Source organism: Pseudomonas sp. S2_A10 (genome assembly GCF_054668465.1).
This window is the reverse complement of the sequence record NZ_CP162773.1, coordinates 4,960,748-4,987,231: the sequence shown is the minus strand read 5'-3', so window position 1 is coordinate 4,987,231 and position 26,484 is coordinate 4,960,748. Positions and strand designations below refer to the sequence as shown.

General features: G+C 62.4%; 18 protein-coding genes and 1 pseudogene. 6 read left to right on the top strand and 13 right to left on the bottom strand.

Going from position 1 to position 26,484, the window contains the following annotated elements; translation table 11 throughout:
- Positions 1-341: 341 nt before the first annotated feature.
- From AB4N41_RS22425 to AB4N41_RS22410, 4 genes are all read right to left on the bottom strand, one after another.
- Positions 342-1,640, bottom strand: a complete 1,299-nt coding sequence (locus tag AB4N41_RS22425; protein WP_460138036.1) for a carbohydrate porin — start codon at positions 1,638-1,640, stop codon at positions 342-344.
- A 96-nt stretch (positions 1,641-1,736) separates the two neighbouring features.
- On the bottom strand, positions 1,737-4,142 hold the full coding sequence (locus AB4N41_RS22420; protein ID WP_252876348.1) for a glucose/quinate/shikimate family membrane-bound PQQ-dependent dehydrogenase: 2,406 nt from the start codon (positions 4,140-4,142) through the stop codon (positions 1,737-1,739).
- 571 nt (positions 4,143-4,713) lie between these two features.
- Positions 4,714-5,730, bottom strand: coding sequence for an NADP-dependent oxidoreductase (locus tag AB4N41_RS22415; RefSeq protein ID WP_252876347.1), 1,017 nt, complete (start codon positions 5,728-5,730; stop codon positions 4,714-4,716).
- 55 nt (positions 5,731-5,785) lie between these two features.
- Positions 5,786-6,574, bottom strand: coding sequence for an SDR family NAD(P)-dependent oxidoreductase (locus tag AB4N41_RS22410; RefSeq protein ID WP_252876346.1), 789 nt, complete (start codon positions 6,572-6,574; stop codon positions 5,786-5,788).
- Between the two features lie 138 nt (positions 6,575-6,712).
- Here AB4N41_RS22410 and AB4N41_RS22405 point away from each other — a divergent pair, with 138 nt between their 5' ends.
- Positions 6,713-7,294, top strand: a complete 582-nt coding sequence (locus AB4N41_RS22405) for a TetR/AcrR family transcriptional regulator (RefSeq protein ID WP_252876345.1) — start codon at positions 6,713-6,715, stop codon at positions 7,292-7,294.
- A gap of 185 nt (positions 7,295-7,479) precedes the next feature.
- Here the strand turns inward: AB4N41_RS22405 and AB4N41_RS22400 are convergent, their stop codons facing one another.
- The 4 genes and pseudogenes from AB4N41_RS22400 to AB4N41_RS22385 all read right to left on the bottom strand — a co-directional run bounded on the left by AB4N41_RS22400 (position 7,480) and on the right by AB4N41_RS22385 (position 12,733).
- The gene (locus AB4N41_RS22400; protein WP_252876344.1) at positions 7,480-8,592 is read right to left on the bottom strand and encodes an alkene reductase; all 1,113 of its coding nucleotides are present in this window, start codon (positions 8,590-8,592) and stop codon (positions 7,480-7,482) included.
- Between the two features lie 172 nt (positions 8,593-8,764).
- On the bottom strand, positions 8,765-10,999 hold the full coding sequence (locus tag AB4N41_RS22395) for a xanthine dehydrogenase family protein molybdopterin-binding subunit (protein WP_252876343.1): 2,235 nt from the start codon (positions 10,997-10,999) through the stop codon (positions 8,765-8,767).
- Positions 10,996-11,468: pseudogene (locus AB4N41_RS22390) on the bottom strand ((2Fe-2S)-binding protein). The gene AB4N41_RS22395 and the pseudogene AB4N41_RS22390 overlap by 4 nt, the downstream one beginning before the upstream one ends.
- On the bottom strand, positions 11,465-12,733 hold the full coding sequence (locus AB4N41_RS22385; RefSeq protein ID WP_460138035.1) for a c-type cytochrome: 1,269 nt from the start codon (positions 12,731-12,733) through the stop codon (positions 11,465-11,467). Before AB4N41_RS22385 ends, AB4N41_RS22390 begins: the two are co-directional and overlap by 4 nt.
- Positions 12,734-13,029: 296 nt before the next feature.
- Here AB4N41_RS22385 and AB4N41_RS22380 point away from each other — a divergent pair, with 296 nt between their 5' ends.
- From AB4N41_RS22380 to AB4N41_RS22370, 3 genes are all read left to right on the top strand, one after another.
- Positions 13,030-14,229 carry an MFS transporter gene (locus tag AB4N41_RS22380; protein WP_460138034.1) on the top strand — a complete coding sequence of 400 codons (1,200 nt, stop codon included), beginning with the start codon at positions 13,030-13,032 and terminating at the stop codon, positions 14,227-14,229.
- 94 nt (positions 14,230-14,323) lie between these two features.
- The gene (locus AB4N41_RS22375; protein ID WP_460138033.1) at positions 14,324-15,238 is read left to right on the top strand and encodes a LysR family transcriptional regulator; all 915 of its coding nucleotides are present in this window, start codon (positions 14,324-14,326) and stop codon (positions 15,236-15,238) included.
- A gap of 130 nt (positions 15,239-15,368) precedes the next feature.
- The gene (locus AB4N41_RS22370) at positions 15,369-16,871 is read left to right on the top strand and encodes a sensor domain-containing diguanylate cyclase (protein WP_252876340.1); all 1,503 of its coding nucleotides are present in this window, start codon (positions 15,369-15,371) and stop codon (positions 16,869-16,871) included.
- 6 nt (positions 16,872-16,877) lie between these two features.
- On the opposite strand, the gene AB4N41_RS22365 is transcribed toward AB4N41_RS22370, so the two are convergent.
- The 3 genes from AB4N41_RS22365 to AB4N41_RS22355 all read right to left on the bottom strand — a co-directional run bounded on the left by AB4N41_RS22365 (position 16,878) and on the right by AB4N41_RS22355 (position 20,513).
- A complete protein-coding gene (locus AB4N41_RS22365; RefSeq protein ID WP_252876339.1) occupies positions 16,878-18,416 on the bottom strand; it encodes a cryptochrome/photolyase family protein in 1,539 nt (512 codons plus the stop codon).
- Positions 18,417-18,611: 195 nt separating this feature from the next.
- Entirely contained in the window at positions 18,612-19,733 is a 1,122-nt protein-coding gene (locus AB4N41_RS22360; RefSeq protein WP_252876338.1) for an alkene reductase, read from the bottom strand.
- Between the two features lie 102 nt (positions 19,734-19,835).
- Complete coding sequence (locus tag AB4N41_RS22355; protein ID WP_460138031.1) at positions 19,836-20,513, bottom strand: type 1 glutamine amidotransferase domain-containing protein; 678 nt, start codon at positions 20,511-20,513, stop codon at positions 19,836-19,838.
- Between the two features lie 212 nt (positions 20,514-20,725).
- Here AB4N41_RS22355 and AB4N41_RS22350 point away from each other — a divergent pair, with 212 nt between their 5' ends.
- The gene (locus tag AB4N41_RS22350) at positions 20,726-21,310 is read left to right on the top strand and encodes a TetR/AcrR family transcriptional regulator (protein ID WP_460138030.1); all 585 of its coding nucleotides are present in this window, start codon (positions 20,726-20,728) and stop codon (positions 21,308-21,310) included.
- Positions 21,311-21,459: 149 nt separating this feature from the next.
- Here the strand turns inward: AB4N41_RS22350 and AB4N41_RS22345 are convergent, their stop codons facing one another.
- Both AB4N41_RS22345 and paoC read right to left on the bottom strand, forming a co-directional pair.
- The gene (locus tag AB4N41_RS22345; RefSeq protein WP_310216079.1) at positions 21,460-21,792 is read right to left on the bottom strand and encodes a hypothetical protein; all 333 of its coding nucleotides are present in this window, start codon (positions 21,790-21,792) and stop codon (positions 21,460-21,462) included.
- 25 nt (positions 21,793-21,817) lie between these two features.
- Positions 21,818-24,028 carry an aldehyde oxidoreductase molybdenum-binding subunit PaoC gene (gene paoC, locus AB4N41_RS22340; RefSeq protein ID WP_460138029.1) on the bottom strand — a complete coding sequence of 737 codons (2,211 nt, stop codon included), beginning with the start codon at positions 24,026-24,028 and terminating at the stop codon, positions 21,818-21,820.
- A 266-nt stretch (positions 24,029-24,294) separates the two neighbouring features.
- Here paoC and AB4N41_RS22335 point away from each other — a divergent pair, with 266 nt between their 5' ends.
- Positions 24,295-26,421, top strand: coding sequence for a TonB-dependent siderophore receptor (locus AB4N41_RS22335; RefSeq protein WP_460138028.1), 2,127 nt, complete (start codon positions 24,295-24,297; stop codon positions 26,419-26,421).
- Positions 26,422-26,484: the final 63 nt, after the last annotated feature.

The following is a 26,484-nucleotide window of genomic DNA, read 5'->3' as shown; positions in this document are numbered from 1 at the left end:
CCATCTCCATGATGGCGCCGGCTCTTCTGGCTCAGATACATGCGGACACGAAATAATTCACCGATGGGCTGGAATTAATTTCGACAGGTGGGGTGGGTGGTCGGTGCTCTGAAGGGCTTGGTTTGAGCATTCAAGATAGCGGTTGTCTGAATCAATGCCATCGCGAGCAGGCTCACTCCTACAGTTTCGCGCGGCGAATCACAATTCCCTGATCCAACACAAATCCCCTGTGGGAGCGAGCCTGCTCGCGAAGGCGGCGACACATTCAACATCGCAGTCGCCTGACCCGGCGCTTTCGCGAGCAGGCTCGCTCCCACAGTGGTTTTTTGTTTTGCAGGGACTTATAGCGCAGCCTTCACCTGCAAACCCACCACCAGCGCATTATCGATGTCCTGCCCGGAAAACGCGCCCGGTTCGATGATGTATTGCAGGTTCGGGCGCAGCGTCAGCCATGGGGTGGCCTGGTAGCCGTAGCCCAACTCGATCAACTGCTCGGCGCTATCGAGGTTCGGAAACGCAGCACCATTGGCCAGCGCGGCATCCTGTTGCAAATCGCGGCTGCGCGGGTTCGGCACGGCGCGGCCATAGCCCAGGGCCACGGTGTCTCGCGGGCGGCCTTCGAACGGTTTGTACAAAACCACGCCGGTGCCGTACCACTTGCTGAACGGCGAGGCGGCTTCACTGGCCGCCGAATACTGACCGAACGCATGCAGGCTGCGGCCCTCGGAGGTCGGCGAACGCCATACGGCCTGATCGATCAACAAATAATGTCCGCCACGACCGGACACTTCATCGTCGCTGCCAATGCGTTTGACGTCAGAGCTGTCGTAGTAATAGCCGAGCTTGTACTCACCCGGCAGCTCGCCGGCGTGCTTGTACACCAACTCGATCGGCACGACGGTGCCGGTGGTGTGCTTCGGCCCCAGATGCCAGGCGCGGCTGGAATTGCCGTTGCTCTCGGGGTCGACGTTGAACGCAGCCACACGCAGTTGCCAGGACGGCGACAGGTCGTATTTGACCCGCACGCCCAGACGCGCGTTGGGGTAGTTGGTCCAGCCGCTGCCGCCGGACATGTTCAGCGGGTGACCGCAGAAACCGGCGTTCATGAAGTTGCACAGAATGCCGCTGTCGAGGCCGCCGAGGTCGTTACCCATGGCCATGTAACCGAGCTTCACATTCAGCGCCGGGGTGAACAGGCTGCGCTCGTAACTCAGTTCAGTCAGGCGCGTGTACAGGCCGCCGTAGTTTTCCTGAATCGGCAGGCGGTTGCCGACCAGATCTTCCGAAGCGCTGTTACCGCGACGGTCGTTGATGGTCAGTTGTACTTTGCCGGCGTTGTCGACGCCGTAGAGTTTGCTCAGATCAAACTGCACGCCGAGCTTGATGTTCTGCGAGTAGCGCGCCGAACGGTGCAGGCCGCCGTCGGCGTTGTAAGCGGTTTCGCCGCTGTAATCGCCAGTGAACTTGATGCCGTCTTCATCGAGTTGATGACGCAAGCCGCCCCAGTCACCGGTCAGGGTGCTGCGGGTCAGCAGACCGGAATCGCTGGCGGCCAGCGCGGGTAGGGCAGTAGCGCAGCTCAGGCCCAGCAACAGGCCAGTGGAAAGCTTGGTACGAGAAAAGCGAACAGCCGATGACATGTGAATCCTTCCTGCTGAAATCTTGACGCAATAAAACGGCGACGCGGTGCTTTGGGGCACCGCGCGCTTGGAGGAGGTTGGTTGTGCGGCAGCGAGTTACGGCAGGGCGTAAGCCATCACGTAATCGCCACGATCGGTCGACTGGCGTGCGCCGCCAGCAGTAACGACGATGTACTGCTTGCCGGTTTTCGGCGAAACGTACGTCATCGGGCCGCCCTGGCTGCCGACTGGCAGACGGGCTTTCCAGACTTCTTCGCCGTTGCCGCTGTTGAAGGCGCGCAGGTAGAAGTCCTGGGTGCCGGCAATGAAGATCAGGCCGCCCTGGGTCGACAGGGTGCCGCCAAGGGTTGGCAGACCGATCTTGATCGGCAGGTGCATGCGGATGCCCAGGGGACCGGTGTCTTCAACGGTGCCGACCGGAACCTGCCACGCGACTTTCTGGGTCTTCATGTCGATCGCGGTCAAGGTGCCGAACGGCGGCGCCTGGCACGGAATGCCGGCCACCGACAGGAAGCGGTTCTTGTTCACCGCGTACGGCGTGCCTTTGAGCGGAACAGCGCCCATGCCGGTGTTCAGCGCTTCGCCACCGCCAGCGGCCTGGCCTTTGTTCTGCGACGGGATCATCTGGATCCACAGACCCAGGCGCATGTCGTTGACGAAGATGAAACCGTGCACCGGGTCAGTGGAGATGCTGCCCCAGTTCATGCCACCCAGCGAACCCGGGAAGCTCAGCGATTTGTCGGTACCCGGCGCGGTGTACAGACCGTCGTAGCGCATGCTCTTGAAGTCGATACGGCAGAGCAACTGGTCGTACGGCGTGGCGCCCCACATGTCCGATTCGGTCAGGTGCTGCGCGCCGATCTGCGGCATGCCCACGGATTTCGGCTGAGTCGGCGAGTACGGCTCGTTAGGGATGTTCGCGGCTTTCACCGGTACTTCCTTGACCTCGGTCAGCGGCTTGCCGGTGGCGCGGTCGAGCACATAGATCTGCCCGGCCTTGGTGCCGATGACCAGCGCCGGAACGCTTTGACCGTCCTTGTCGAAATCGATCAGGCTCGGCTGCATCGGCAGGTCGAAGTCCCACAGATCGTTGTGCACGGTCTGGAACACCCAGCGTTCTTCACCGGTGCTGGCGTCCAGCGCGAGGATCGAGGCGCCGTACTTGTGGTCCAGTTCGCTGCGCTCGACACCATAGATGTCGGTGGACGAGCTGCCCATCGGCAGGAACACCGTGTTGGTCGCCGCGTCGTAGGACATCGGCGCCCAGCTGTTCGGCGTGCTGCGCACGTAGGTTTTGCCGTCGGCCGGCGCGTTGCGATCCTGCGGGTTGCCCGGGTCGAACGCCCAGCGCATGGCGCCGGTGATCACGTCAAAACCACGAATCACACCGCCCGGCATGTCGCTCTGCACGTTATCGGCAACACGACCGCCAACCACCACGGTGGTGCCAGCCATCAATGGTGCGGACGACAACTGATAGTAGCTGTCCGGAACATCACCCAGACCGGCCTTCAGATCGACCTGGCCGTTGTTGCCGAAACCCTGGCAGAACTCACCAGTGTCAGCATCGACCGCGATCAGGCGAGCATCGATGGTATTGGTCAGCAGACGACGCTGGCAGTTGGCAGCCGGCTCGGGTTTGGCTTCGATGATCGAAGAATTGCTCGGCTGAGCGATGGTCGCGGTGGCGTCGAAATAAGCCATGCCACGGCAGCGCTGCCAGACTTTCGATTGCGCGTTGATCGCTTTCTTCCACAGCTCTTTACCGGTGTCGGCGTCGAGAGCGATCAGGTTGTTGTGCGGGGTGCAGATGAAGACTTTGTTGCCGACCTGCAGCGGGGTGAGCTGGTCTTCGGCGCCGTTGCCATCGCTCTCGGCGACGTCACCGGTGTGGTAGGTCCACGCGACTTTCAACTTGTCGACGTTGTTGCGGTTGATCTGGTCGAGCGCGGCGAAGCGGCTGCCACCTTCGGTGTTGCCGTAGTGCGCCCAGTCTTTCTGCGCCTTGGCCGGTTCAACCGGAGTCAGGCCCGGGCCAGTGCCAGTGGCGGCAACGGTTGGGTGGGCGACGAACATGTTGCCCGCCGCAATGGCCACACCGACCGCCAGCACAGCGGCCACGGCATACGCACCACGACCGGCCACGCGGCCATTGGCGCGCGCCAGCAGCGGGTAGACCAGAGCGACGACCATACCGATGGCGCTGAACATGAACAGCCGCGAGAACACCGGCCAGAACACCAGCCCGGCGTCAGCCACGGCCCAGATCGCGGTGGCCACGAGAAACGCGGCGAACAACCAGGCGCCTGCAGTTTTCTTCAGTGCGATCAGCACCCCGGAAACGGTCATCGCCAGACCGCCGACCAGGAAGTACCAGGAACCGCCCAGGCTGACCAGCTTCACACCGCCGGCCGCGAGCGCCAGACCGAGCAGGGCGATGATCACGCCAAGGCCGACCAGGATGAACGTTGAAACGCCTGAGACGCGTTGACTGTGGTTCACATTGAAAGTCCCGTTTGAATGAAGCGCGGGATTATAGCGGTAACTAACCATTCAGTTAACCGCAGTTTTGCCATGAAACCGTGCACTTCTGTGAATCAAGCGTGGTGCAGGTTGAGCAAAACGCAAGTTGAGAGGGGTTTCTCGAGGTTTCAGCAGGAAAGGCGGATTGAGCGTGGTATTGCAATGCACATGCTTGGACACCGCGCTGGATTCACCCCTCATCGGAACGCCGCCCGCCCAGCCCTCTCCCCGAGGAGAGGGAGCTGATTTGTGGGCTTTTTGAGACCTGTGTTCGCCTCGGTATCTCAGGTCGGTGTAACTCGCGCATTCAGCTCGGTCAGTCCTCTCTCCCTCTGGGAGAGGGAGCTGATTTGTGGGCTTTTTGAGACCTGTGTTCGCCTCGGTATCTCAGGTCGGTGTAACTCGCGCATTCAACTCGGTCAAGTCCTCTCTCCCTCTGGGAGAGGGAGCCGATTTGTGGGCTTTTTGAGACCTGTGTTCGCCTCGGTATTTCAGGTCGGCGTTACTCGCGCATTCAGCTCGGTCAGTTCCCTCTCCCTCTGGGAGAGGGTTAGGGTGAGGGGCTTTCAGGATCGATCACGATGGCAACCTTGCCCTTTGCCCGGCCTTTTTCTACGTAGTGCAAGGCGTCAGCTATCTGATCGAACGGAAAAGTACGATCGATCACGGGTTTGATCACCCCGGCCTCAATCAACGCAGTGATTTTCTGCAACTGGATGCCGTCGGCACGCATGAACAGAAACGAATAACCCACCCCGTGTTTGCGTGCTTTACGGCGAATACCACTGCTGAGCAGGCGCATCAGCACCCCGAGCAGCCACGACAAACCCTGCTCCTGAGCGAACTGCGCAGTCGGCGGCCCTGACAGGGAAATCAGTTGCCCGCCCGGTTTCAACACCCTCAACGATTTTTCCAGCACATCGCCGCCGAGGCTGTTGAGCACCACGTCGTAGTCGCGCAGCTCAATGGCGAAATCCTGCTGTTTGTAATCAATCACCACATCGGCGCCCAGCGCTTTGACCCACGCAACATTCGCCGTGCTGGTCGTAGTCGCAACAAAAGCGCCGAGGTGTTTGGCCAGTTGGATGGCAACCGTGCCAACGCCACCGGAGCCGGCGTGAATCAGTACCTTCTGGCCTTTTTGCACGTTGGCGACTTCGACCAGTGCCTGCCACGCCGTCAACGCCACCAGCGGCATGCAAGCCGCCTCGGTCATGGCGAGATTGGCGGGTTTTAACGCGACCGCTGTTTCATCGACAGCGATGCGTTCGGCAAACGTGCCAATCCTGTTATCAGGCGCACGCGCATAAACCTCATCGCCCGGCTTGAAACGCTTGACCGCCGCACCGGTGCTGAGCACCACACCGGCGACATCGTTGCCCAATATCAAAGGCATTTGATAGGGCAGGATCATCTTGAATTCGCCGCTGCGAATCTTCAGATCCAGCGGGTTGACGCTACTCGCGCGCACTTGGATCAGCACGTCGTGAGCGCCAACCAGCGGTTCGGGCAGGTCGCCAATCCGGCCGTTCTGCTTGCCGTAGCGCTCGATGAAAAATGCCTTCATTGCGGATGCTCTTGTCGGTAGAAACCCGCCGGCATAGCGGCGGGTTTGAATGAGGTCAGGCCTGAGTCAGATAACGTTGCGCAACAGCCGACTGGCGGATCTGCCCCAACAGGCCCTGCCGCGCGGTTTGCAGGGCATCCCAGCGCTCGCCCTCGTGCAGCGGCGGGATGGTCACGACTTCGCGACGGTCGAAGCCGACCAGCGCTGCATCGACCATGTCGCCGACTTCCATGATGTCGGTGAGGGTGTTGATGTCGATACCGGCGCGGTCCCAGATTTCCGTGCGGGTGGCGGCGGGCAGGACCGCTTGCACATACACGCCTTGTGGCGACAGTTCCAGGCTCAGGCCTTGAGAGAGGAACAGCACGAACGCCTTGGTCGCGCCATACACCGACATGCCGAACTCCGGCGCCAGGCCCACCACCGAGCCGATGTTGATGATCGCGCCGTCGCCGGCCTTGGCCAAGCGCGGGGCGATGGCGCTAGCCAGCCGCACCAACGCGGTGGTGTTAAGCGCGACCAGTTGCGCCACGCTGTCGGTGCTCTGCTCGATGAAGGTGCCGGACTGCGCTGCGCCGGCATTGTTGACGAGGATACCGATGCGCGCGTCGTCACGCAGACGCGCCTCGACGGTTTGCAGATCGCTCAGTTGCGTCAGGTCGGCCTGTAGCACTTCGACATGGACGTTGTGCTCAGCGCGCAAACCGGCGGCAAGGCTGTCCAGGCGCGACTGGTCACGGGCGACCAGCACCAGATCGTGCCCGCGCTGGGCGAAACGTGCGGCGTAGACGGCGCCTATGCCGGTGGAGGCGCCAGTGATCAGAACAGTAGGGCGAGTAGTCATGGTGTTGGCTCTTTTTCAGGTGAAGACTGATTGCGGGCTTTTAGGATGATGATCCAAATCTAAACTGTCAACGGTTTTGATTATGGCTAACATCTATGTATCATCGAGCCATGATTTTTCAGCGCTGGAGGATTCAACATGCGCGTATCCAAAGCTCAGGCTCAGGCCAATCGCGAGCACATTGTCGAAACGGCATCAGTGATGTTCCGCGAACGCGGTTATGACGGGGTCGGCGTGGCTGACCTGATGGCGGCCGCCGGTTTTACTCACGGCGGTTTCTACAAACACTTCGGCTCCAAAGCCGACCTGATGGCCGAAGCTTCGGCCAATAGCCTGGCGCAGTCCACGGCCGCCGCCGAAAGCATGAGCGTGCAGGATTTCATCGACGTGTACGTGTCCCGCGACCATCGCGACGGCCGTTCCACCGGTTGCACCATGGCGGCGCTGTGCGGCGATGCGGCGCGGCAGTCCGGGGATGTCAAAGCGGCGTTCGCTGAAGGCATCGAGCGCACGTTGCAGACGCTCGGCGAGAAATACCCGAAGGCAGCGGATGCACCGCAAGGTGAGGGCAGAATCCGGATGATCGACCTGCTGGCCCGCGCGGTCGGCGCGATCATGCTGTCGCGGGCCTGCCCGGATGACTCGGCGCTGGCCGATGAAATCCTGGCGGTGTGTCACGCTTCAATGACGGCGTCGTTGCCAGTCATCGAGGCGCCCTGACCCTAACCCTCTCCCAGAGGGGACTGACCGAGTTGTTTGGGCGATTTACGCCAGACGCTGATATCGGTCGAACTCCGGTTCTGAATGCTCCATAGATCAGCTCCCTCTCCCTGGGGAGAGGGCTGGGGTGAGGGGTGAATCCGGCGCGATACCAAAGCCGAACGCCAGCACTTCGCCTCAGAAACTCAAGCGTGAAACGGATAATCGACATAACCACGCTGATCGCCGCCGAAGAAACTGCTCGGATCCGGTGTGTTCAGCTCAAGCCCGTCGTGCAGCCGACGCGGCAGATCCGGGTTGGCCAAAAATGGCCGGCCAAAGGCAATGATGTCGGCGCGATCGGCGTTCAGCGCCTGTTCGGCGGACTCGGCGTCGTAACCGCCAGCGAGGATCAGCACGCCGTTCCAGGTCTGGCGCAACTGGGCGATGATCGCGTCCCAGCGCGGGTCGAAGTTTTCGTCCTTGACCGTGCCGACCATGGCCGGCTCGACCAGGTGCAGGTAGGCCAGATTCCACTGGTTGAGCGCCTCGACCAGATAACCGAAGGTCGCTTCAGGCGTGTCATCGCCCATGCCCATGAAGCGGCCCATTGGCGTCAGCCGCACGCCAACGCGCTCGGCACCGACTTCATCAGCGACGGCGGCGACCACTTCGAGCAGAAACCGCGCACGGTTTTCCACACTGCCGCCATAGGCGTCATCACGCTGGTTGCTGTTGCTGTTGAGGAACTGGTCGAGCAGATAACCGTTGCCGGCATGGATCTCCACGCCGTCCATGCCAGCGTCCAACGCGTTGCGCGCGGCGCGGCGATAGTCTTCGACGATGTCGGCGATCTCCGCCGTTTCGAGGGCGCGCGGCACTGGCACATCACCCCACACGCCATTGCCTTGTTCATCGACGATAAAGGTCTTGCCCGGCACTGGCAGGGCGCTTGGCGCCACTGGCAAACCGGCGTCAGGCTGGAAACTCGGGTGGGAAACCCGGCCGACGTGCCACAGCTGCATGAAGATCAGACCGTCGGCCTCGTGCACCGCGGTGCTGACTTCGCGCCAGGCCTGGACTTGCGCATCGCTGTAGATCCCCGGCGTCCACGCATAACCCTGGCCCTGTTGGGAAATCTGCGTGGCCTCGGTAATGATCAGCGCAGCACTGGCGCGTTGGCGGTAGTACTCGGCGTTCATTGCGGTCGGCACGTCGCCCGGCTGGCCAGCGCGCGAGCGGGTCAGGGGCGCCATCGCCACGCGATGGGCAAGGGTGTAAGGGCCGAGTGCGATGGGTTGAAACAGGCGACGGGTCATGGGTAGCTCCGGATTTTCGATGAGTAGGGTTCCAGCGCGGCAGTCAGGTGCCGCGCGCTGTGCAGGTAACTTAACCGGGGGTGGCGGGGCTGATAATCCGTGGCCGGCGCTACGCAGTTTTGCGCGCAACGCAACGGCGCCCGCGCTCATCGCTGATGAGCGCGGGCGTGGTTCAGGCCGGTTGGCTCGAGCGAGTCAGCGGCAGATTCAGCCAGCGCCGGCCAGTGGCATTGCTGACCGCGTTGCCGAGCGCAGCAGCCATTGGCCCTTGGACAATTTCGGCAGCACCGAGGAAAGGTTCGCCCGGTTGATCGAGCAGGTGCACATCGACTTTTTTCGGCAATTGCGTGAAACGCAGAATCGGATAACCGCTCCAGTCATAGCTGCGAATGCCGCCGGCGTCGTAGGCGACTTTTTCGTAGAGCGTCCAGCTTGTCGACTGGACGATGCCGCCCTCGACCTGATTGCGCAGGCCATCTGGGCTGACAATCTGGCCAACATCGACCGCTGTCACCACATGATCGACACGTATCTCGCCGGTCTGCGGATGCACCCGCAGTTTCACCGCGAGGGCGCAGTAACCCATGATGTTCTTGTAGCGGGCGAAGGCAAAACCGATTCCCGCGCCGGGTTCGCTGCTCTTGTGGGGCCAGCCGATTTCGTCACGCACGCGCTTAATCACAGCCTGGGCACGTGGGTCGCGCAGATGCGCCAGGCGCAACGCCAGCGGATCGAGCCCGGCCTTGATCGCCAACTCATCGATACCCGCCTCGATGGCGAAGATGTTGATGTGCGCACCCAGCGAGCGCATGGCCGAAGTGCGGAACGGCATGGTGGTGACGAAATTCATATTGATCCGCGTCGCGCCCAGCTCGTACAGCGGCACCGCGTTGCGATCGCCATCACCTTCGGGTTGGGCGATCGGCACCGACGGCGCCGAGGCGAAGGGTTTCGCCAACAGGCGTGCCGGCAGCAAGCGCCCGGCATTGACGATGCGTTCGTTGTGCGGCGTGGTCCACAGCTCGTAGTTCCAGTCCTGCAAACGGCCCTGACTGAGGCCGGCATCGACTTCGGTGACCATCGCCGAACTGTACGGCTCCCAGAGATTTTCCTGCTCGCGCATCCATTGCACGCGCACCGGCGTGCCCGGCAGGCGCATCGCGATCAGCGCGGCATCGGCGGCGGCATCATCGGCGCCGTTGTGGCCATAGCAACCCGAGCCTTCGGTGTGAATGCAGCGCACACGCTCCGGCGGCAGCCGCAGCATCTCGGCGATACCGGCGCGCAGCGGATAGACGCCTTGGGTGTGGGTCCACACCGTGAGCACGCCGTCGTTGAACCAGGCCACCGCACAGGACGGGCCGATCGAACCGTGCATCAAGTACTGCTTGGTCACCCGCGCCTTGAAGCGCGTTTCGGTCGCGCCGCCGGGATTGCCGTTGTTGCTGATCGGGTAGCGCTTGGAGGGCAGCTGCTTGAGCAAATCGTGAATCCCGGCGGCTTCGGGAATCGCCTCGCCGCCGCTCCACTTGGCACTTTCCATGCCGGCGCGCATGGCCTTGATCGCTTGCCACTCATCACCGGCGACCACGGCCAGATAGTTGCCGTCGCGAATCACTTTGACCACGCCGTTCAACGCCTCGATGGACGCGGCATCGAACGCCTGAAGCGTGCAGCCGGGACGCGGCGGGCGGATGACACGCGCGTGCAGCATGCCCGGCAGGCGCATGTCCTGCACGAATGCCGCGCCGCCGCTGACCTTGGCCGGGATGTCCAGGCGCGGCAGGTTGTGCCCGATCAGTTTGAAGTCGGCCGCCGCCATCGCTGGTGATTGTGCCTTGGCGTATTGGTGCACATCGACATGCTTGACTGCTTCGGCATAAGCCATGCGTTGCCCGCTGGGGCCTTGGATGATGCCGTCGCGAGTGCTCAGTTGCGCAGCATCGACTTGCCAACTGCGCGCGGCGGCGTCGACGAGCATTTCCCGCACCTGCGCGGTGGCGTTGTACAGCGCGGTGCCGCTGTCGAAAATGCTGTGGCTGCCGGCGGTGTAGCCTTCGTTGGGCGTCAGTGCGGTGTCGGCGGTGAGCAAATTGACGGCGCTGGCCGGCACCTGCAAACGCTCGGCGGCGATTTGCAGCAACGCGGTTTTCACTCCCGTGCCCAGTTCGACTTTGCCGGTGTACACGGTGATGCCGTCGGCGCCGATGCGAATCCACGCGTCCAGGTAAGGGTTGGTGCGCAGGCTGCCGGGCAGATCGGGGGCCAGCACTACGGTGCCGAGGGTGTCGACTTCGGTGTCGGCCAAGACACGCCGCGCTACCGGCATCAGGGTGAAGGCCATGAGCAGCGCGCCGCCGCGCAGGAAGGCCCGGCGGCTGGGGTTCAAGCCATTTGCTTCACTCATGTCAGGCTCCCGTTATGCCCGGCCACCTGTTTGATCGCCTCGATGATGCGCAAATGGGTGCCGCAACGGCACAGATTGCCGGCCATGTGCTCACGAATGGTTTGCTCGTCCGGGTGCGGATCACGTTCGAGCAACGACTGCGCGCGCATGAGCATGCCGGCAATGCAGTAACCGCATTGCGCCGCCTGCTTGTCGATGAACGCCGCCTGTAACGGGCCGGGTTTCTCTGCGCTGCCGAGGCTTTCCACGGTGCGGATTTTTTCCCTTCAAGGCCTGCGCACGGTGTCAGGCAGGCGAACACCGGCTGGTCGTCGACGATCACCGTGCACGCGCCGCACTGGCCCAGGCCGCAGCCGTACTTGGCGCCGTTGAGGTTCAGGTGATTGCGCAGCGCATACAGCAGCGGCATGTCCGGCTCCAGCTCCAGCGCTTGGGCGGCTCCATTGACGGTGAGAGTGATCTGGCTCATTTCGTCTCCTGACGTAACGCTTCAATAGTGGAAGAGAGGTCGGCCCATGGCTGTTCGGGGCTGGCTTGCTCGCGCAGATACGCCGCAAGTGCGCCGAGCTGGGCGTTGTCGAGGCTGGCGGCGAATGGCGGCATCACCGGGCCGGGCGCGCCGGGAATGGCGGGCACGCCTTCGAGCACGGTCTTGAGAAAGTTGCGCGAGCTGGCCGCTTGCAGCGCCGAAGTGCTTTGCAGGCCTGGGCGGCCGTCGATTTCACGCATCGGCGCGGCGGGCGCGTGACATCCGGCGCAGGCGCTGCTGAAGAGCAGGGCGCCGCTGCTGTGATCCGCTGGACTGCTCGGCTGCTTTTTCGCGGTGATTTCGGTCACCGCGTGCGGGTTTTGCAGGCTCAGCAGGTAGTCGGCAATCGCCTCGGCCTCACTGGCCGGCAAGCGCGCCAGACTCAGGCTGACCGGACGCATCGGGCCGGCGGGTGTGCCGTGACCATCGACCACGTCAGCGCGCAGGTAGCCGACCAATTGCTCGCGACTCCACGGATTGGCGCGCTGCCCGAGGCCGACCAGGGCCGGCGCTTCCCAGCCATCGACGCTGCCGCCCTGCAGATACTCCGAGGATTTCTCCGCGCCGATCATGTTCAGCGGCGAATGGCAGCCGGCGCAGTGGCCTGGGCCGTCGACCAGATAGCGTCCGCGATTCCATGCCGCGCTGTGTTCGGCCAGCGGCGTCAGTGGCTCGCCATGCAGAAACAGCAGGTTCCAGAACGACACCAGCGGGCGGATGTTCATCGGGAAATTCATCTGGTTCTGCATGGCGGGCGCATGTACGGCGGGGCCGCTCATCAAGTAGGCATAGGCGTCGGCGATGTCTTCGGAGCTCATGCGCCGGTAGTGCACGTAAGGAAACGCCGGGTAGAGAAAGTGGCCGTCGCGGGCAATGCCTTCGCGCATCGCCCGCTCGAAGGCCGGCAATGACCACTCGCCGATCCCGGTCTGCGCATCTGGAGTGATGTTGGTGCTGTACAGCGTGCCGAACGGCGTCACCAGCGGCAGCCCGCCGGCCAGGTATTCGCCGCCGGGGCGGGTGTGGCACACCGCGCAGTCGCCGGCCTCGACCACTCGTGCACCGCGTTGCAATTGCGCAGTATCGAATGACGTGGGGCGTTTGATTGGCGCGATCGCCGGGCGCCACATCAGCGCGACGGCGACGATCAGGCCGAGCACCGCGAGCACGGCGACGCTGATCCACAGGGTTCTGGATTTGAGCAAATGGCTATTCATGGTCGGCAGAAAAACGCGGCGGGCAGTGGCAGGACGAGTGCAGTGCGGGTCATGGAAACGCTCCTTGTAGCAGCCGGGAAGGGCGCCGATGCGGACGTCAGCGCCAGGGCCAAAGCGTAGAGAAGACCCTTGCAGCGGAGAATCACCGGCCCGCGCAACAGCGCGTTGCGCCACAAGCAACGTTGCGCGCCACGCATCAGTGCGTTGCCAGTGGCACGGATTCTCGCCCCCGCCGGCTCACCGTAGCCTTGGCACAACTTTCCCGAACTCAACGAGGTGTCACCATGCTTACGGGCAACCCTGCCGTTGCGGCCCCCGCCGAACAGCCTGCTTCACTCTCCGGCCTGATGGTCGCGTTTCTGGCATTTTGCTGCGGCGCGGTCGTCGCCAACCTGTATTACGCACAACCCATCGTCGAACTGATCGCGCCGCAGATCGGCCTCTCCAGCGCCAATGCCAGCCTGATCGTGTCGCTGACCCAATTCGGTTACGCCTTGGGCCTGTTGCTGCTGGTGCCGTTGGCCGACCTGATGGAAAACCGCCGTCTGGTGGTCGGCTTCACTCTCGCTGCCAGCGTAACGCTGCTGTGCGCTGGCCTGACTCATTCGCCGTCGCTGTTTCTGCTGCTCTCTTTGCTGATCGGCCTGACTTCGGTGGCAGTGCAGATCCTCGTGCCGCTGGCGGCGCATCTGGCGCCGGAAGCCAGCCGGGGCCGCGTGGTCGGCAATATCATGAGCGGCTTGCTGCTGGGGATTCTGCTGTCGCGGCCGCTGTCGAGCCTGTTGGTTGAAGTGTTCGGCTGGCGCGGGGTGTTTTACAGCGCGGCGGCACTGATGGCGGTAATCGCGCTGATTACCGCTGTGGCACTGCCGCGCCGGGTGCCGACGCACAAAGCCACCTATGTCGCGTTGATCGGTTCGGTGTTTGCCTTGGCCCGACGCTTTCCTGTGTTGCGCCAGCGTTCGCTGTATCAGGGTTTGCTGTTCGCCAGTTTCAGCCTGTTCTGGACCCTCGCGCCGATTGAGCTGATGCGTCACCACGGTTTCAGCCAGGCGCAAGTGGCGATCTTCGCCCTGGTCGGCGCGGTGGGTGCGATTGCTGCGCCGATTGCCGGGCGTCTGGCCGATGCCGGCCACGGTCGTCGCGGTACTTTGGTGGCGTTGCTGCTGGCGCCGCTGTCGCTGTTGATCGCCGCGTTACCGGGCAGTGGTTATGTGTGGCTGGTGGTCTGTGCGGTGCTGCTGGATTTTGCCGTGCAGTTGAACATGGTCCTCGGCCAGCGCGAGGTCTACGCCCTCGACCCGCACAGCCGCGCCCGCCTGAATGCGGTGTACATGACGAGCATCTTCGTCGGCGGCGCCCTCGGCTCACTGGTCGCCAGCCCGCTGTACGAACACTTCGGCTGGAATCTCTCGGCCGTCGCCGTAGCGGTGTTGCCGGCGCTGGCGCTGGCGTTGTTCCTGAGCCGAAAGAATGATGGCTGAGGTCGCGATGAGGCCCGGCAAGCACGACGATACAAGACGTGTGGCGAGCACTGATGCACAATCAGCGGCGTTCCCTCACCCCCGGATCCCGCTTATGGACAAGTTGCTGGCCTTGAAGATGTTTGTTGAAACCGTGCGCTGCGGGGGCTATTCCTCGGCGGCGCGCAAGCTTGGGATTTCGACGTCTTCGGTGACACGGCAAGTGGCGGGGCTGGAAAACGAGTTGGGCGCCAGCCTGCTCAATCGCACCACGCGCAACACCAGCGTGACCGTCGCCGGTCAAACCTATTTCGAGAAGGCCGTGGCGATTCTCGATGCCATCGACGAAGCCGATGCGGTAGTCGCCGATCGCGGCAGTGAAGCACAAGGCCGCTTGCGCATCAGCGTGCCGGTGGAGTTTGGCCGCCGGCTGATCGCGCCGCACCTGAGCCGCTTGCTTGAACGCCATCCCGGGCTGGAGATCAGCCTGTCGTTGAGCGATCAGGTCAGCGATTTGCTCAGCGAGCAGATCGACGTTTCAGTGCGGCTCGGTTCCACGGTGGTCAGTGAAGACATCGTCAGCAAACGCGTCGGGCAGTTTCAGCGTTGGATTGTCGCCAGCCCGGATTATCTGGCGCGCAGCGCAGTGCTTGAGCATCCGCGGGATCTGCTTGAGCACCAATGCCTGCGTTTCGATTACGGCGGCAGCCATCATCACTGGACCTTTCAGGGCGACGAAGAGCCGATTCAGCTCAACGTTGCGGGACGCCTGCAAAGCAACAACGCCGACATTCTGCGCGAAGCGGCGATTGGCGGTGGCGGGGTGGCGCTGCTGGCCGACTGGCTGGTGCGCGACGACGTCGCCGCCGGGCGCCTGACGCGCTTGCTTGAGCACTACGAGGTCAATCCCGGCAGTGCCAGCAGTTGCATCAACGCGCTGTACCTGCCCAACCACCGTGGATCGAGCCGGATCAACGTGTTCATCGATTTTCTCGTGGAAATCCTCAAACCCGCCGCACCTGCCGCTTAGCGCTGCACACTCTGTTGCTGCAGCCGCTGCACACTGCTTGTATGCTTGCGCCCCGGAACACGTGGCCGCCGTGAGTGCCGACGTTCGAATGATGGCTGGAATGGATCCCGGACTTCCTTAAGGTACTGACGTGAAGCGTGATACTCGCCTTGTAATGCTCCTGCTGCTGGTGATTGGCTGTTCCCTGACTTCACTGACGATCTGGAAAGTCTGGTCTTCGCGCGAGCGTGCGCTGGCCGAGGTCGACGTGCATGGCCTGAACCTGACCCAGGCGCTCAACACCTACACCGAAGGCATTGTCCGGCAAAGCTCGCTGCTCTTGCTCGGACTGGTCGAACGTCTGGAAACCGAGGGCAACGGCCCGGCGCAGATTCAGCGCATCCAGAGCCTGATCGACCGCCAGCAGCCGCTGATGCCCCAGCTCAGCGGCATCATCATCTATGACCGGAACGGGCATTGGCTGATGTCCTCCAACCGGCCGATTCCAGAGGGCGCCAACAGCAGCGACCGCGCCTATTTCATTCATCACCGTGACAGCCCGAGCCGCGAGCCGTTCATTGGCCCGCCGATCCAGAGCCGTGCCAATCACGAATGGGTGGTGACTATCAGTCGGCGCTTCAACGACGACGGCGGGCAGTTCGCTGGCGTGGTAGCGGTGACGCTGGGGGTGGAAAACTTTTTGCGAGTGTTCGGCAAACTCGACGTTGGCCAGGACGGCGCGATAGGCCTGTCGTACACCGATGGCACGCTGCTGGTGCGTTACCCGTTCCGCGAGCAGGACATGGGCCGCAACTTCTCCAAATCGCCGATCTACGCCAAATACCTCGTTGACCGCTCGGTCGGCACTGCCTCCTACACCTCCAGCCTCGACGGTGTCGAGCGGCTGTACGCGTTCCGCAAAAGCGAAACGCTGCCGCTGATCACCACCGTGGCTCTGGGCAAGGACGAAGCGCTGGCGGCGTGGCGCATCGAAGCGGCGCTGTCGGCGGTGGTGGTGATCGGGCTGCTGGGGCTGACCGGGTTGATCGGCTGGTTCCTGATCCTTGATATCCGCCGCCGCACCGAGGCCGAAGAAGCCTTGCGCGATGCCCAGCAGCAATTGCTCGCGTCCAATCGCCAGCTGGAATTACTGGCGCTGAAGGACGCGCTGACCGGCCTGGCCAACCGCCGCTGCTTCGATGAAACCCTGACGGTGGAAGCGCGGCGCGCGCAGCGTGACGGGACCTCGCTGGCCTTGCTGATGATTGATATTGATCACTTCAAATTGTTCAACGATGCCTTGGGCCACGTTGCCGGCGATGCCTGCCTGCAAGCGGTCAGCAAGATTCTTGAAGGCTGCGTGCGACGCCCCTCGGATCTGGTCGCGCGCTACGGTGGCGAGGAAATGGCGGTGATCATGCCGGCCACCGACAGCGCCGGTGCGACGGTGGTGGCGCAACTGATGCTCGAGCGTTTGCAGCAAGCGAACATCGCCCACCCGGGCAGTCCGTTTGCTCGGATCACGGTGAGTATCGGCATGGCGGTAGGGACGGGCGCGCTGCTGGATTCGCTGCCGGCGTTGATCCAGACCGCCGATCAGGCGCTGTACCGCGCGAAAGCAGCGGGGCGCAACGGGATGGCCGGGCAGGCCTGAGGCGCGCTAGAAAGCTTCGCCCTTATCCAGTTTGGCCAATAGCGTCTGCCCGCGTTGCCACAGCGCATCCTGCTTGGCCAGCGGCATGCGGTCGAGGTTCTTGTACATCATGCACATGCGCTGATTGCCACGCAGGATATCGCCGTGGCGCATGAGGAAATGCCAGTACAGCGCGTTGAACGGGCAGGCATCGTCCGCGCTGCTTTCCTTGACCTTGTAGGCGCAGTCGCCGCAGTAGTCCGACATCCGATTGATGTACTGGCCGCTGGCGCAGTAAGGCTTGGAGCCGAGGTAACCGCCGTCGGCGTGCATGACCATGCCAAGGGTGTTGGGCAGTTCGACCCAGTCGAAGGCGTCCATGTAGATCGCCAGATACCATTCACAGATTTCCTTCGGCGCAATCCCGGCGAGCAAGGCGAAGTTGCCAGTGACCATCAGCCGCTGGATGTGGTGAGCGTAGGCATGTTGCAGGCTTTGGCCGATGGCCTGGCGCATGCAGTTCATCTGTGTCTGCCCGGTCCAGTAGAACTCCGGCAGCGGACGCGAGTTGCCGAACACGTTGCCCTCGGCGTAATCCGGCATCTTCAGCCAATACACACCGCGCACGTATTCGCGCCAGCCGATCAGCTGCCGAATGAAGCCTTCGGCAGCGTTGAGGCCGATGCTCCCTGACCAGTAGGCCGCCTCGACATCGCTGCACAGCTGGCGCAAATCGAGTAGGCCGATGTTCAGCGCGGCACTGATCCGCGCGTGAAACAGGAACGGTTCGTCGCTGGCCATGGCGTCCTGGTAATCACCGAAGCCGGCCAGCGCATAGTCGAGAAAGTATTGCCACAAGGCCAGGGCATCGGCGTGGGTCACCGGGTAGTTGAAGTCATCCAGCGTGCCGTAATGCGTGGCAAAGCGCTCGCCGACCAACGCCAGCACCTCTTGGGTGATTGCGTCATTGGCGAAACGTGCCGGGTAGGGCGGTTTGGCGTGTTTGGGCAGCGCCTTGCGATTCTCCGCATCGAAATTCCATGCACCGCCGACCGGCGTGCCGTCGCCATTGAGCAGCAGCCGACTCTTGCGCCGCATCTCGCGGTAGAAATACTCCATGCGCAGCTGCTTCTTGCCGCTGGCCCAGTTGGAGAACTCTTCGCGAGAACAGAGGAAGCGGCTGTCTGAATGCCAGTGCACGGGCAAGCCCGAATCTTTGATTGACTGCTCAAGGCGCCAGTCGCCGCATTCGGTGATGTGGATTTCGTCGGCACCAGTGAGGGTTTGCCAGCGCTGCAATTCGCCGGGGATGGAGCCGCGGTTGTCCGGGTCGTCGAGGCTGACGTACTGGACGCGGAAGCCTTTATCGCGTAACGCCTCGGCAAAGTGGCGCATGGCGCTGAAGATCAGAGCGATCTTTTGCGGATGATGGGCGACGTGGGTCGCTTCCTCCATGACCTCGACCATCAGCAGCAGGTCGTGCTGGGGATCGAGTGGCTGCAGGGAGGCCAGGTCGAAAGACAGCTGGTCGCCGAGGATCAGGAGCAAGCGGTGGGCAGGGGGCATGGAGCTAAGTCCGGTGAACGATTCGAACTCCAATAGTTATACAGATTGTTTGTTATGTATAGGTTTTAGCGGCCACTGACATCCTATTGTGGGAGCGAGCCTGCTCGCGAAAGCGTACTGTCAGCAAATACAAATGCTGACTGACACACCGCCTTCGCGAGCAGGCTCGCTCCCACAGGGATTTGTGTTGTGTCCTTATGCGGGGTAGGTCGGGTAATCGATATAACCCTCGGCACCACCGCCATACACCGTCGCCGGATTCAATTGGTTCAACGGCCAGTCATTGGCAATCCGCGCCGGCAGGTCCGGGTTGGCCATGAACGGTCGGCCAAACGCAACGAGATCGGCCAGCCCCGACTCAAGCAATTGCGCGCCGGTTTTGGCGGTGTAGCGACCGGCATAAATGATCGCGCCGCTGAACGTGTCGCGCACGGCCCGGCGAAAGGTCTGCGGCATCGCTGGCGCGTTGTCCCAGTCGGCTTCGGCGATCGACAGGTAGGCGATGCCGACGTCTTGGAGAATCTTGATCGCGGCAATGTAAGTGCTGTGCGGATCTTCCTCGACCAGGCCAAGATACGTCCGCGCTTCATCAGTTGTAGTGAACAACGGTGCGAAACGCACACCGACCTTGTCCTTGCCGATGCATTCGGCAACACCGGCCACCACTTCGCGCAAAAAGCGCAAGCGATTATCCAGCGAGCCGCCGTACTGATCGGTGCGCAGGTTGCTGTGAGCGGAGATGAACTGGTTGACCAGATAACCGTTGGCGCAATGCAGTTCGATGCCGTCGAAACCTGCATCCATCGCGTTGCGCGCGGCCTGGATGTACAGCTGAATCAGTTCCTGCACTTCATCGGTGCTCAGCGCGCGCGGAGCGGACGGCGGCACCAGTTCACCGACACCAGGCGCGGTTTCGATGAACACGCTGACGCGGTCCGTCGCCACCGCAGAGGCCGACACCGGCGCATCACCATTGGGCTGCAACGCCGTGTGCGAGACCCGACCGACATGCCAGAGCTGGGCGAAGATCACCCCATCCACCGCGTGCACCGCCTCTGTGACTTTGCGCCAACCGGCGATCTGCTCCGGCGTGTGAATGCCCGGCGTCCACGCATAACCCTGGCCGCGCGGTTCGATCTGGGTGCCCTCGGTGACCAGCAAACCGGCACCGGCGCGCTGCTGGTAATACTCGGCCATCAATTCGTTGGCGACATTGCCCGGTTGCGTGCTGCGCTGGCGGGTGAGAGGTGGCAGGACGATGCGGTTTTTCAGGGTGAGTGCGCCCAATTTGGCAGGCGTGAAGAAAGCGTTATTCATGGAGTAAGCCTTGAATCTGATTAGACCAGTCGACTAGTGACTGGGCAAAAAAACAACGCCGGGCGGTACGCACGCGGCGTTGATCGGGGTAGAGCGAGGGATTCAGCCGAGCATCTTCAACAGCTTTTCGGCAACGGCGGCGGAGCTGGCCGGGTTCTGGCCGGTGACCAGTTGACCGTCAGCCACCACATGCACCTGCCAATCGCCGACTTTCGAATAGCGCCCGCCCAGACGCTGGAATTCGTCTTCGATGAGGAACGGCACCACGTCAGTCAGACCAACAGCAGCTTCTTCGGCGTTGGTGAAACCGGTGACGTCGCGATCTTTGACGATCGGCTGGCCGTCAGCGCGCACCACATGACGCAACACGCCGGGTGCGTGGCAGACAAAACCGTGAGGTTTGTTGGCGCGGTCGAAGGCTTCGATCAGTGCAATCGAGGCCTTGTCTTCGGCCAGATCCCACAGCGGGCCGTGGCCGCCTGGGTAGAACACGGCGTCGAAATCTTCGGCCTTCACGTCAGCCAAACGGCCAGTGGTGGCGAGTGCCTGTTGTGCAGCCGGATCAGCGCGGAAGCGATCGGTTTCGGCAGTCTGCGCGCTTGGCTCATCGCTTTTCGGATCGAGCGGCGGCTGGCCGCCGGCAGGCGATACCAGCGTGACGTCGGCGCCGGCGTCCTTGAAGGCGTAGTAGGGCGCGGCGAACTCTTCCAGCCAGAAGCCGGTTTTCTTGCCGGTGTTGCCGAGTTGATCGTGGGAAGTCAGAACCATCAAGATTTTCATAGAGCACCCTTGGTTTGGTCAGGCATCGGCACAGGGCGAGGAATTCGCTCAGCGTCGGCACCGCATGAATTTGTGTCTCGGGGCGCAGCATAGGTTCCAATTAGACCAGTCGTCTAGTAATTTTTTCAGAAAATGTTTTTGCCCGTCGGTTATGGCAAACTCCCGGCCTTGAGAAGTATACGACTGGTCTATTGTCTGGAATTTTGCGCACCATGAAGCCGACCTTTGACGACACCCGCCAACACTTGCTCGACACCGGCCACCGGATGATGGCCGAGAAGGGCTTCACCAGCGTCGGCCTCAACGAGATCCTGCAGACCGCTGGCGTGCCCAAGGGCTCGTTCTATCACTACTTCAAATCCAAGGAGTCGTACGGCCAGGCGCTGCTGGAGGATTACTTTGTCGACTACCTCGCCGACATGGAGCGCCGCCTGACATTGCCTGGGCTGACTGCGTTCGAGCGTTTGATGGATTACTGGCAGGGCTGGCAGAACCGCTGCACCCTCGAAGGCCACGGCGATGAATGCCTGGTGGTGAAACTCAGCGCCGAAGTCGCCGACCTGTCCGAATCAATGCGCCTGACCTTGCGAGACGGCGCCGAACGCATCGTCGCGCGCATCACCGAATGCATCGAACAAGGCCAAAATGACAAAAGCCTGCCCGAGGGCGATGCGCGGAAGTTGGCGGAGACGTTGTATCAGCTCTGGCTCGGCGCGAGCCTGCTGAACAAACTGCAGCGCACCGGACAGTCGCTGGAAACCTCGATGGCGATGACCCGGCAGTTGTTGCGAGTCTGAGCCTCGCCGCAGATCCCTGTGGGAGCAAGCCTGCTCGCGATGGCGGCGGCACATCCAACATCTTCTTTAACTGACCCAATGCATTCGCGAGCAGGCTCGCTCCCACAGGAGATCTGTGTTGATTGGTGAGATTGGAGATCATTCAAAACTCAGGCAGAACTGCTGTCCTCTTCAGGCAGTTGGGCAAACCACTGCGCATACGGTGTATTGCTCACTTTGAATCGGTTGTAATCCGGGCTGCCGTCATCCCACCACACCGGCCCGCGCTCACCCAGCGCGACTTTGGCCTCGTTGACGCGAGCTCTCGCCGACTTCAACGCCTGTGCATCCTCCGCACGCTTCGCCTCTTTGACCGCACGCCGCGCGGACATGAGTTCGGCTACAAACGTCTCACGTTCGGCGGCTGGCAACGATGGGTTGCTGCAACGCCACAGCTGTTGCTTGACCACAAAATAGCGGCCATCGGGGGTGGTGGGGTACATGGGCGATATCCTGCGCGATCGAGTCTCAGACCGGGTAGGACAACTCGCCGATGAGTTTATCCAGCGTAATCGGATAATCGCGCACCCGTACGCCACACGCGTTATAGATCGCGTTGGCGATGGCCGCCGCCGCGCCGCTGATACCCAGCTCGCCAACGCCTTTGGCTTTCAACGGGGTTGCATACGGATCGACTTCATCGAGAAAGATTACTTCCTGATGGGGAATGTCGGCGTGCACCGGCACCTCGTATCCGGCCAGATCGTGATTGACGAAAAAGCCGATTCGATGATCCACCGCCAGCTCTTCCATCAATGCCGCACCAGCGCCCATGGTCATGCCGCCGATGATCTGGCTGCGCGCGGTTTTCGGGTTGAGGATGCGCCCGGCGGCGCACACGGCCAGTTGCCGGCGCAGGCGAATTTCGCCGGTCGCCGCATTGACCGCGACTTCGGCGAAATGCGCGCCGAAAGTCTGCTGGGCGAAGCGCTGGGCAAGGTCACCGTATTCCATGCGGTCCTCGCCCGTCAGCTCGCCATTGGCTGCGGCCTGAGCCAAGGCAACCTGCTGCGAGCCTGCGCGAATCTGTGCATCGACAAACTCGGCTTGCTGCGGGTCAATCCCGACGGCGCGAGCGGCGGCTTCACGCAGTTTCACACACGCGGCATACACGCCGGCAGTGGAGGAGGCCGCGCCCCACTGGCCGCCGGAGCCCGACGATTCCGGAAACCGCGAATCGCCCAAGTGCACCACGACACGGTCCAGCGGCACGCCCATCATTTCGGCAGCGGTCTGGGCGATGATGGTGTAACTGCCGGTGCCGATGTCGGTCATGTCGGTTTCCACGGTGATGACGCCTTGACGATCGAGACGCACCCGCGCCGCCGAAGCGGTGGTCGGTGCGCCGCGAATCGCCGAGGCCAGCCCGATGCCGATCAGCCAGCCATCCTCACGGCGCTGAGCGGGTTGAGGGTTGCGCTGACGCCAGCCAAAGCGTTCGGCGCCAGTGTTCAGGCATTCCACCAACTGCCGTTTGGAGAACGGCCGCGCCGGTTGCTCCGGATCGACCTGCGAGTCGTTGAGGATGCGCAGTTGCAGCGGATCCATCTGCAGCTTTTCCGCCAGTTCATCCATGGCGATTTCCAGCGCCATCATCCCCGGTGCCTCGCCCGGCGCGCGCATCGCCGAACCCTCGGCGAGATCGAGCACGGCGAGATTCAAACGAGTCATGCGATTGGCCCCGGCGTAAAGCAAGCGGGTTGACGCGGTGGCCGCTTCGGCGCGTCCGCCGCGCAGATTGCCCGACCAGCTCTCGTGGCCGATCGCCGTGATCACGCCGTCACGGTTGGCACCGATGCGCAGGCGCTGAAGCGTCGCCGGACGATGGGTCAGGTTGTTGAACATCAGCGGCCGCGGCAGCGCGACTTTCACCGGTCGCCCGGCATGTCGAGCCGCCAGGGATGCCAACACTGCGTCGCAAAGAATCGTGCCCTTACCGCCGAAACCACCGCCGATATACGGCGAGATCAGGCGCACATCTTCCTTGGCGATGCCGAGGGTTTTCGCCAGATCGCGCACGCCCCAGTTGATCTGTTGGATCGATGTCCACAAGGTCAACTGCGTGCCGCTCCAGCGGGCAATGGTTGCGTGCGGTTCCATCATCGCGTGGGCCTGGTCAGGCGTGCTGTAGTGCTGATCGATTTGCACGGGCGCAGCGTTGAAGGCGCCTTCAAAGTCACCGACGCTGGTCTGCGGCGGCGGGCCGAAACCGGCCGGTGGCGGTGGGGTTGCGGAGTCTTTCGCAGCCGCCAGATCGAAGGAACCTGGTTCGGCCACGTAGCGGATGTCGAGCAAGCCGGCGGCCGCGCGCGCCTGTTCGAAGGTGTCCGCGACGACAATCGCCACGGCCTGGTGATAGTGATCGACCTGCGGCCCGGCCAAGGCCCTGGCTACGTAAAACTCGCCTTTGGCCAATGGCCCGGCGTTTTCGTAAGTGACGATGGCAATCACCCCGGACGCCTCCCGCGCTTGCGTCGAATCGATCGAGGCAATACGCCCCTTGCCGATCCCGGCGCCGACGATATAGCCATAGGCGGCGTCCGGCACCGCTGCGTTTTGCTCGTAGGCGTAGGGGGCGGTGCCGGTGGTTTTCAGCTTGCCGTCGATGCGGTCGGCAGGTTGGCCGATGACGTTCAGCTGGTCGATCGGATTGGAGCCGGCCGGGGTGTCGAACTTCATCTGCAAATTCCTTTCAGACAGGCTGGCTGCGCCCACGTAGCGCGGCGCAGCCATCGGTTGGCGTCGGATCTCTACGAGCCTAGGCCATTGACGCGCCACTGATAATGCGCGGTTTCAGGATGGAGTGATGAATCTCGCTCACCAATCCTGATCAACATGACAAATAGGAATACGTTTCAATTACTAATGCGACCGTATACCATGCGCGACGTTTTCATTGGCGGTTTTGCCCTTCGTTCTGGCCTATTCGTAAAGGTTTTCACCTCATGCGTCGAACTCTGCTTTCCATTTGTGTGCTGCAGGCGTTGTCTTCTTCCTCGTGGGCTGAGTCAGCCGAATCGACTTCTTCAACGCTTGAGCTGGAAGCCACCGATGTGGTCGGCACAGCGGATTACGAACGGGCAGACGGCCCAGTGCAAGGCTATCGCGCGACGCGTTCGGCCAGCGCCACGCGCACCGACACTTCGATTCATGAAACCCCGCAGTCGATCAGCGTGGTGACCAAGGACGCCGTCGAAGACCTCGGCGCGACGCGTTTGCAGGATGCGCTGGATTACGCCGGCGGCGTCGGTCGGGCGAACAATTTCGGCGGGCAGGGCCTGACCACCTTCACCGTGCGCGGCTTCACCACGGGTGAGTTCTACCGCAACGGTTTCCCGATCAACCGTGGCTACCCGAACATGCCCGATGCCAACACCATCGAGCGTCTGGAAGTGCTGCGCGGCCCGGCGACCATGCTCTATGGCCGTGGCGATCCCGGCGGTACCTTCAACGTGGTGTCGAAACAGCCGTTGCCCGAGCGCACCGTTACGTTAGGCAGCCAATTGAACGACCAAGGCATGAAGCGCGGCACCCTCGACGCTTCCGGGCCGCTGGATGAAGAAGGGCGTCTGGCCTATCGCTTGAATGTGGTGGGCGAGGGCGGTGACACCTTCCGCGATCATGTCGAGACCGAGCGCTACGGCATCACGCCGGTGCTGACCTGGCAGGCCACCGACGCGACCAAGCTGATTTTCGAAGGCGATTTCATGCGCAACAACGCGCCGCTCGATCGTGGCGTGACGCGCTACCCGGCGCAGATCGGCACCGCCTCGCGCGATACCTTCTTCGGCGAGAAAGACGTCGGCAAACTGCACAACGACAACAACATGGCGCAACTGCGTTTCGAGCACATGCTCAACGACGACTGGACCCTGGGCGGCGGTTTCCAGTGGCTCGACGGCTCGCTCAAGGGTAATGCGATCGAGGCCAACGGCATTGCCGCTGACGGCCGCACGCTGGGGCGCAACTTCAACTACCGCAAGCTGGAATGGACCGACAAGGACACCCAGCTTAACCTCACCGGGCATTTTGATACTGGCGGTCTGCAGCACACCTTGCTCACCGGCATCGAGTACGAAGATTACGATTACAAGTCGATCATCCAGCGCTCCAGCGGCGCGGTCAGTGCCTACCCGATCGACATCTTCAATCCGGTCTACGGCCAGCCACGCCCGGCGCTGACCCGCACACCGACTCACGACAAGGAAAACCTCAAGACCTACGCGGCATTCGTGCAGGATCAGGTAGCCCTCACCGACAAACTGAAAGTGCTGGCCGGCGCACGTTTCGAGCGCTTCGAGCACGATTACGAAACCTACGTGCCCGGCGGCAAGAGCTGGCAGGCCAGCGACAACGCCGTCACCCCGCGTATCGGCGTCACCTACGATTTGACCGATACCCTGGCGGTCTACGCCAACACCGCGCGCTCGTTCAAGCCCAACACCGGCGCCAGTCGCGAAGGCGGCGGCTTCGCTCCGGAGAAGGGTAAGTCGTACGAGATGGGCGTGAAGTGGGAAGCGCTGGATCAGCAGTTGAGCGTCGACGCGGCGATCTACCAGATCGAAAAACGCAACGTGCTGACCACCGACCCGGTGGATTCGACTTTCAGCGTCGCCGCCGGTGAAGTGCGCAGCCGTGGTTTCGACGTCAACGTCACCGGCAACCTCACCCCTGAGTGGCGAGTGGTCGGCGGTTACGCTTACGTCGACGCCGAGGTGACCAAGGACAACACGCTGCGCTCCGGCACGCGCCTGCTGAACATCCCAAAGAACAGCTTCAGCCTGCTCAACATGTACGAGTTCCAGGACGGCACGCTCAAAGGTCTTGGCCTTGGCACCGGCCTGAAATACGTCGACGAGCGCGCCGGGCAGACGTCCAACACCGCGTTTTCCATGGGCAGTTACACCGTGGTCGACCTGCTGAGCTTCTACAAGATCAACGACAAGGTGCGCCTCAATCTCGATGTGAAAAACATCTTCGATCGCGACTACGAAGAAGGCGCCTTCGGCAACGTTTACGCCTACCCGGGCGCGCCGCGAACCGTGCAGGTGGGGATTTCCTACACGCTGTAAATCGCCGCAGCGTTTGCCGCCGCCCCATGCTGGCCTGAGAGTGGCATGTCGAAATCAGACATC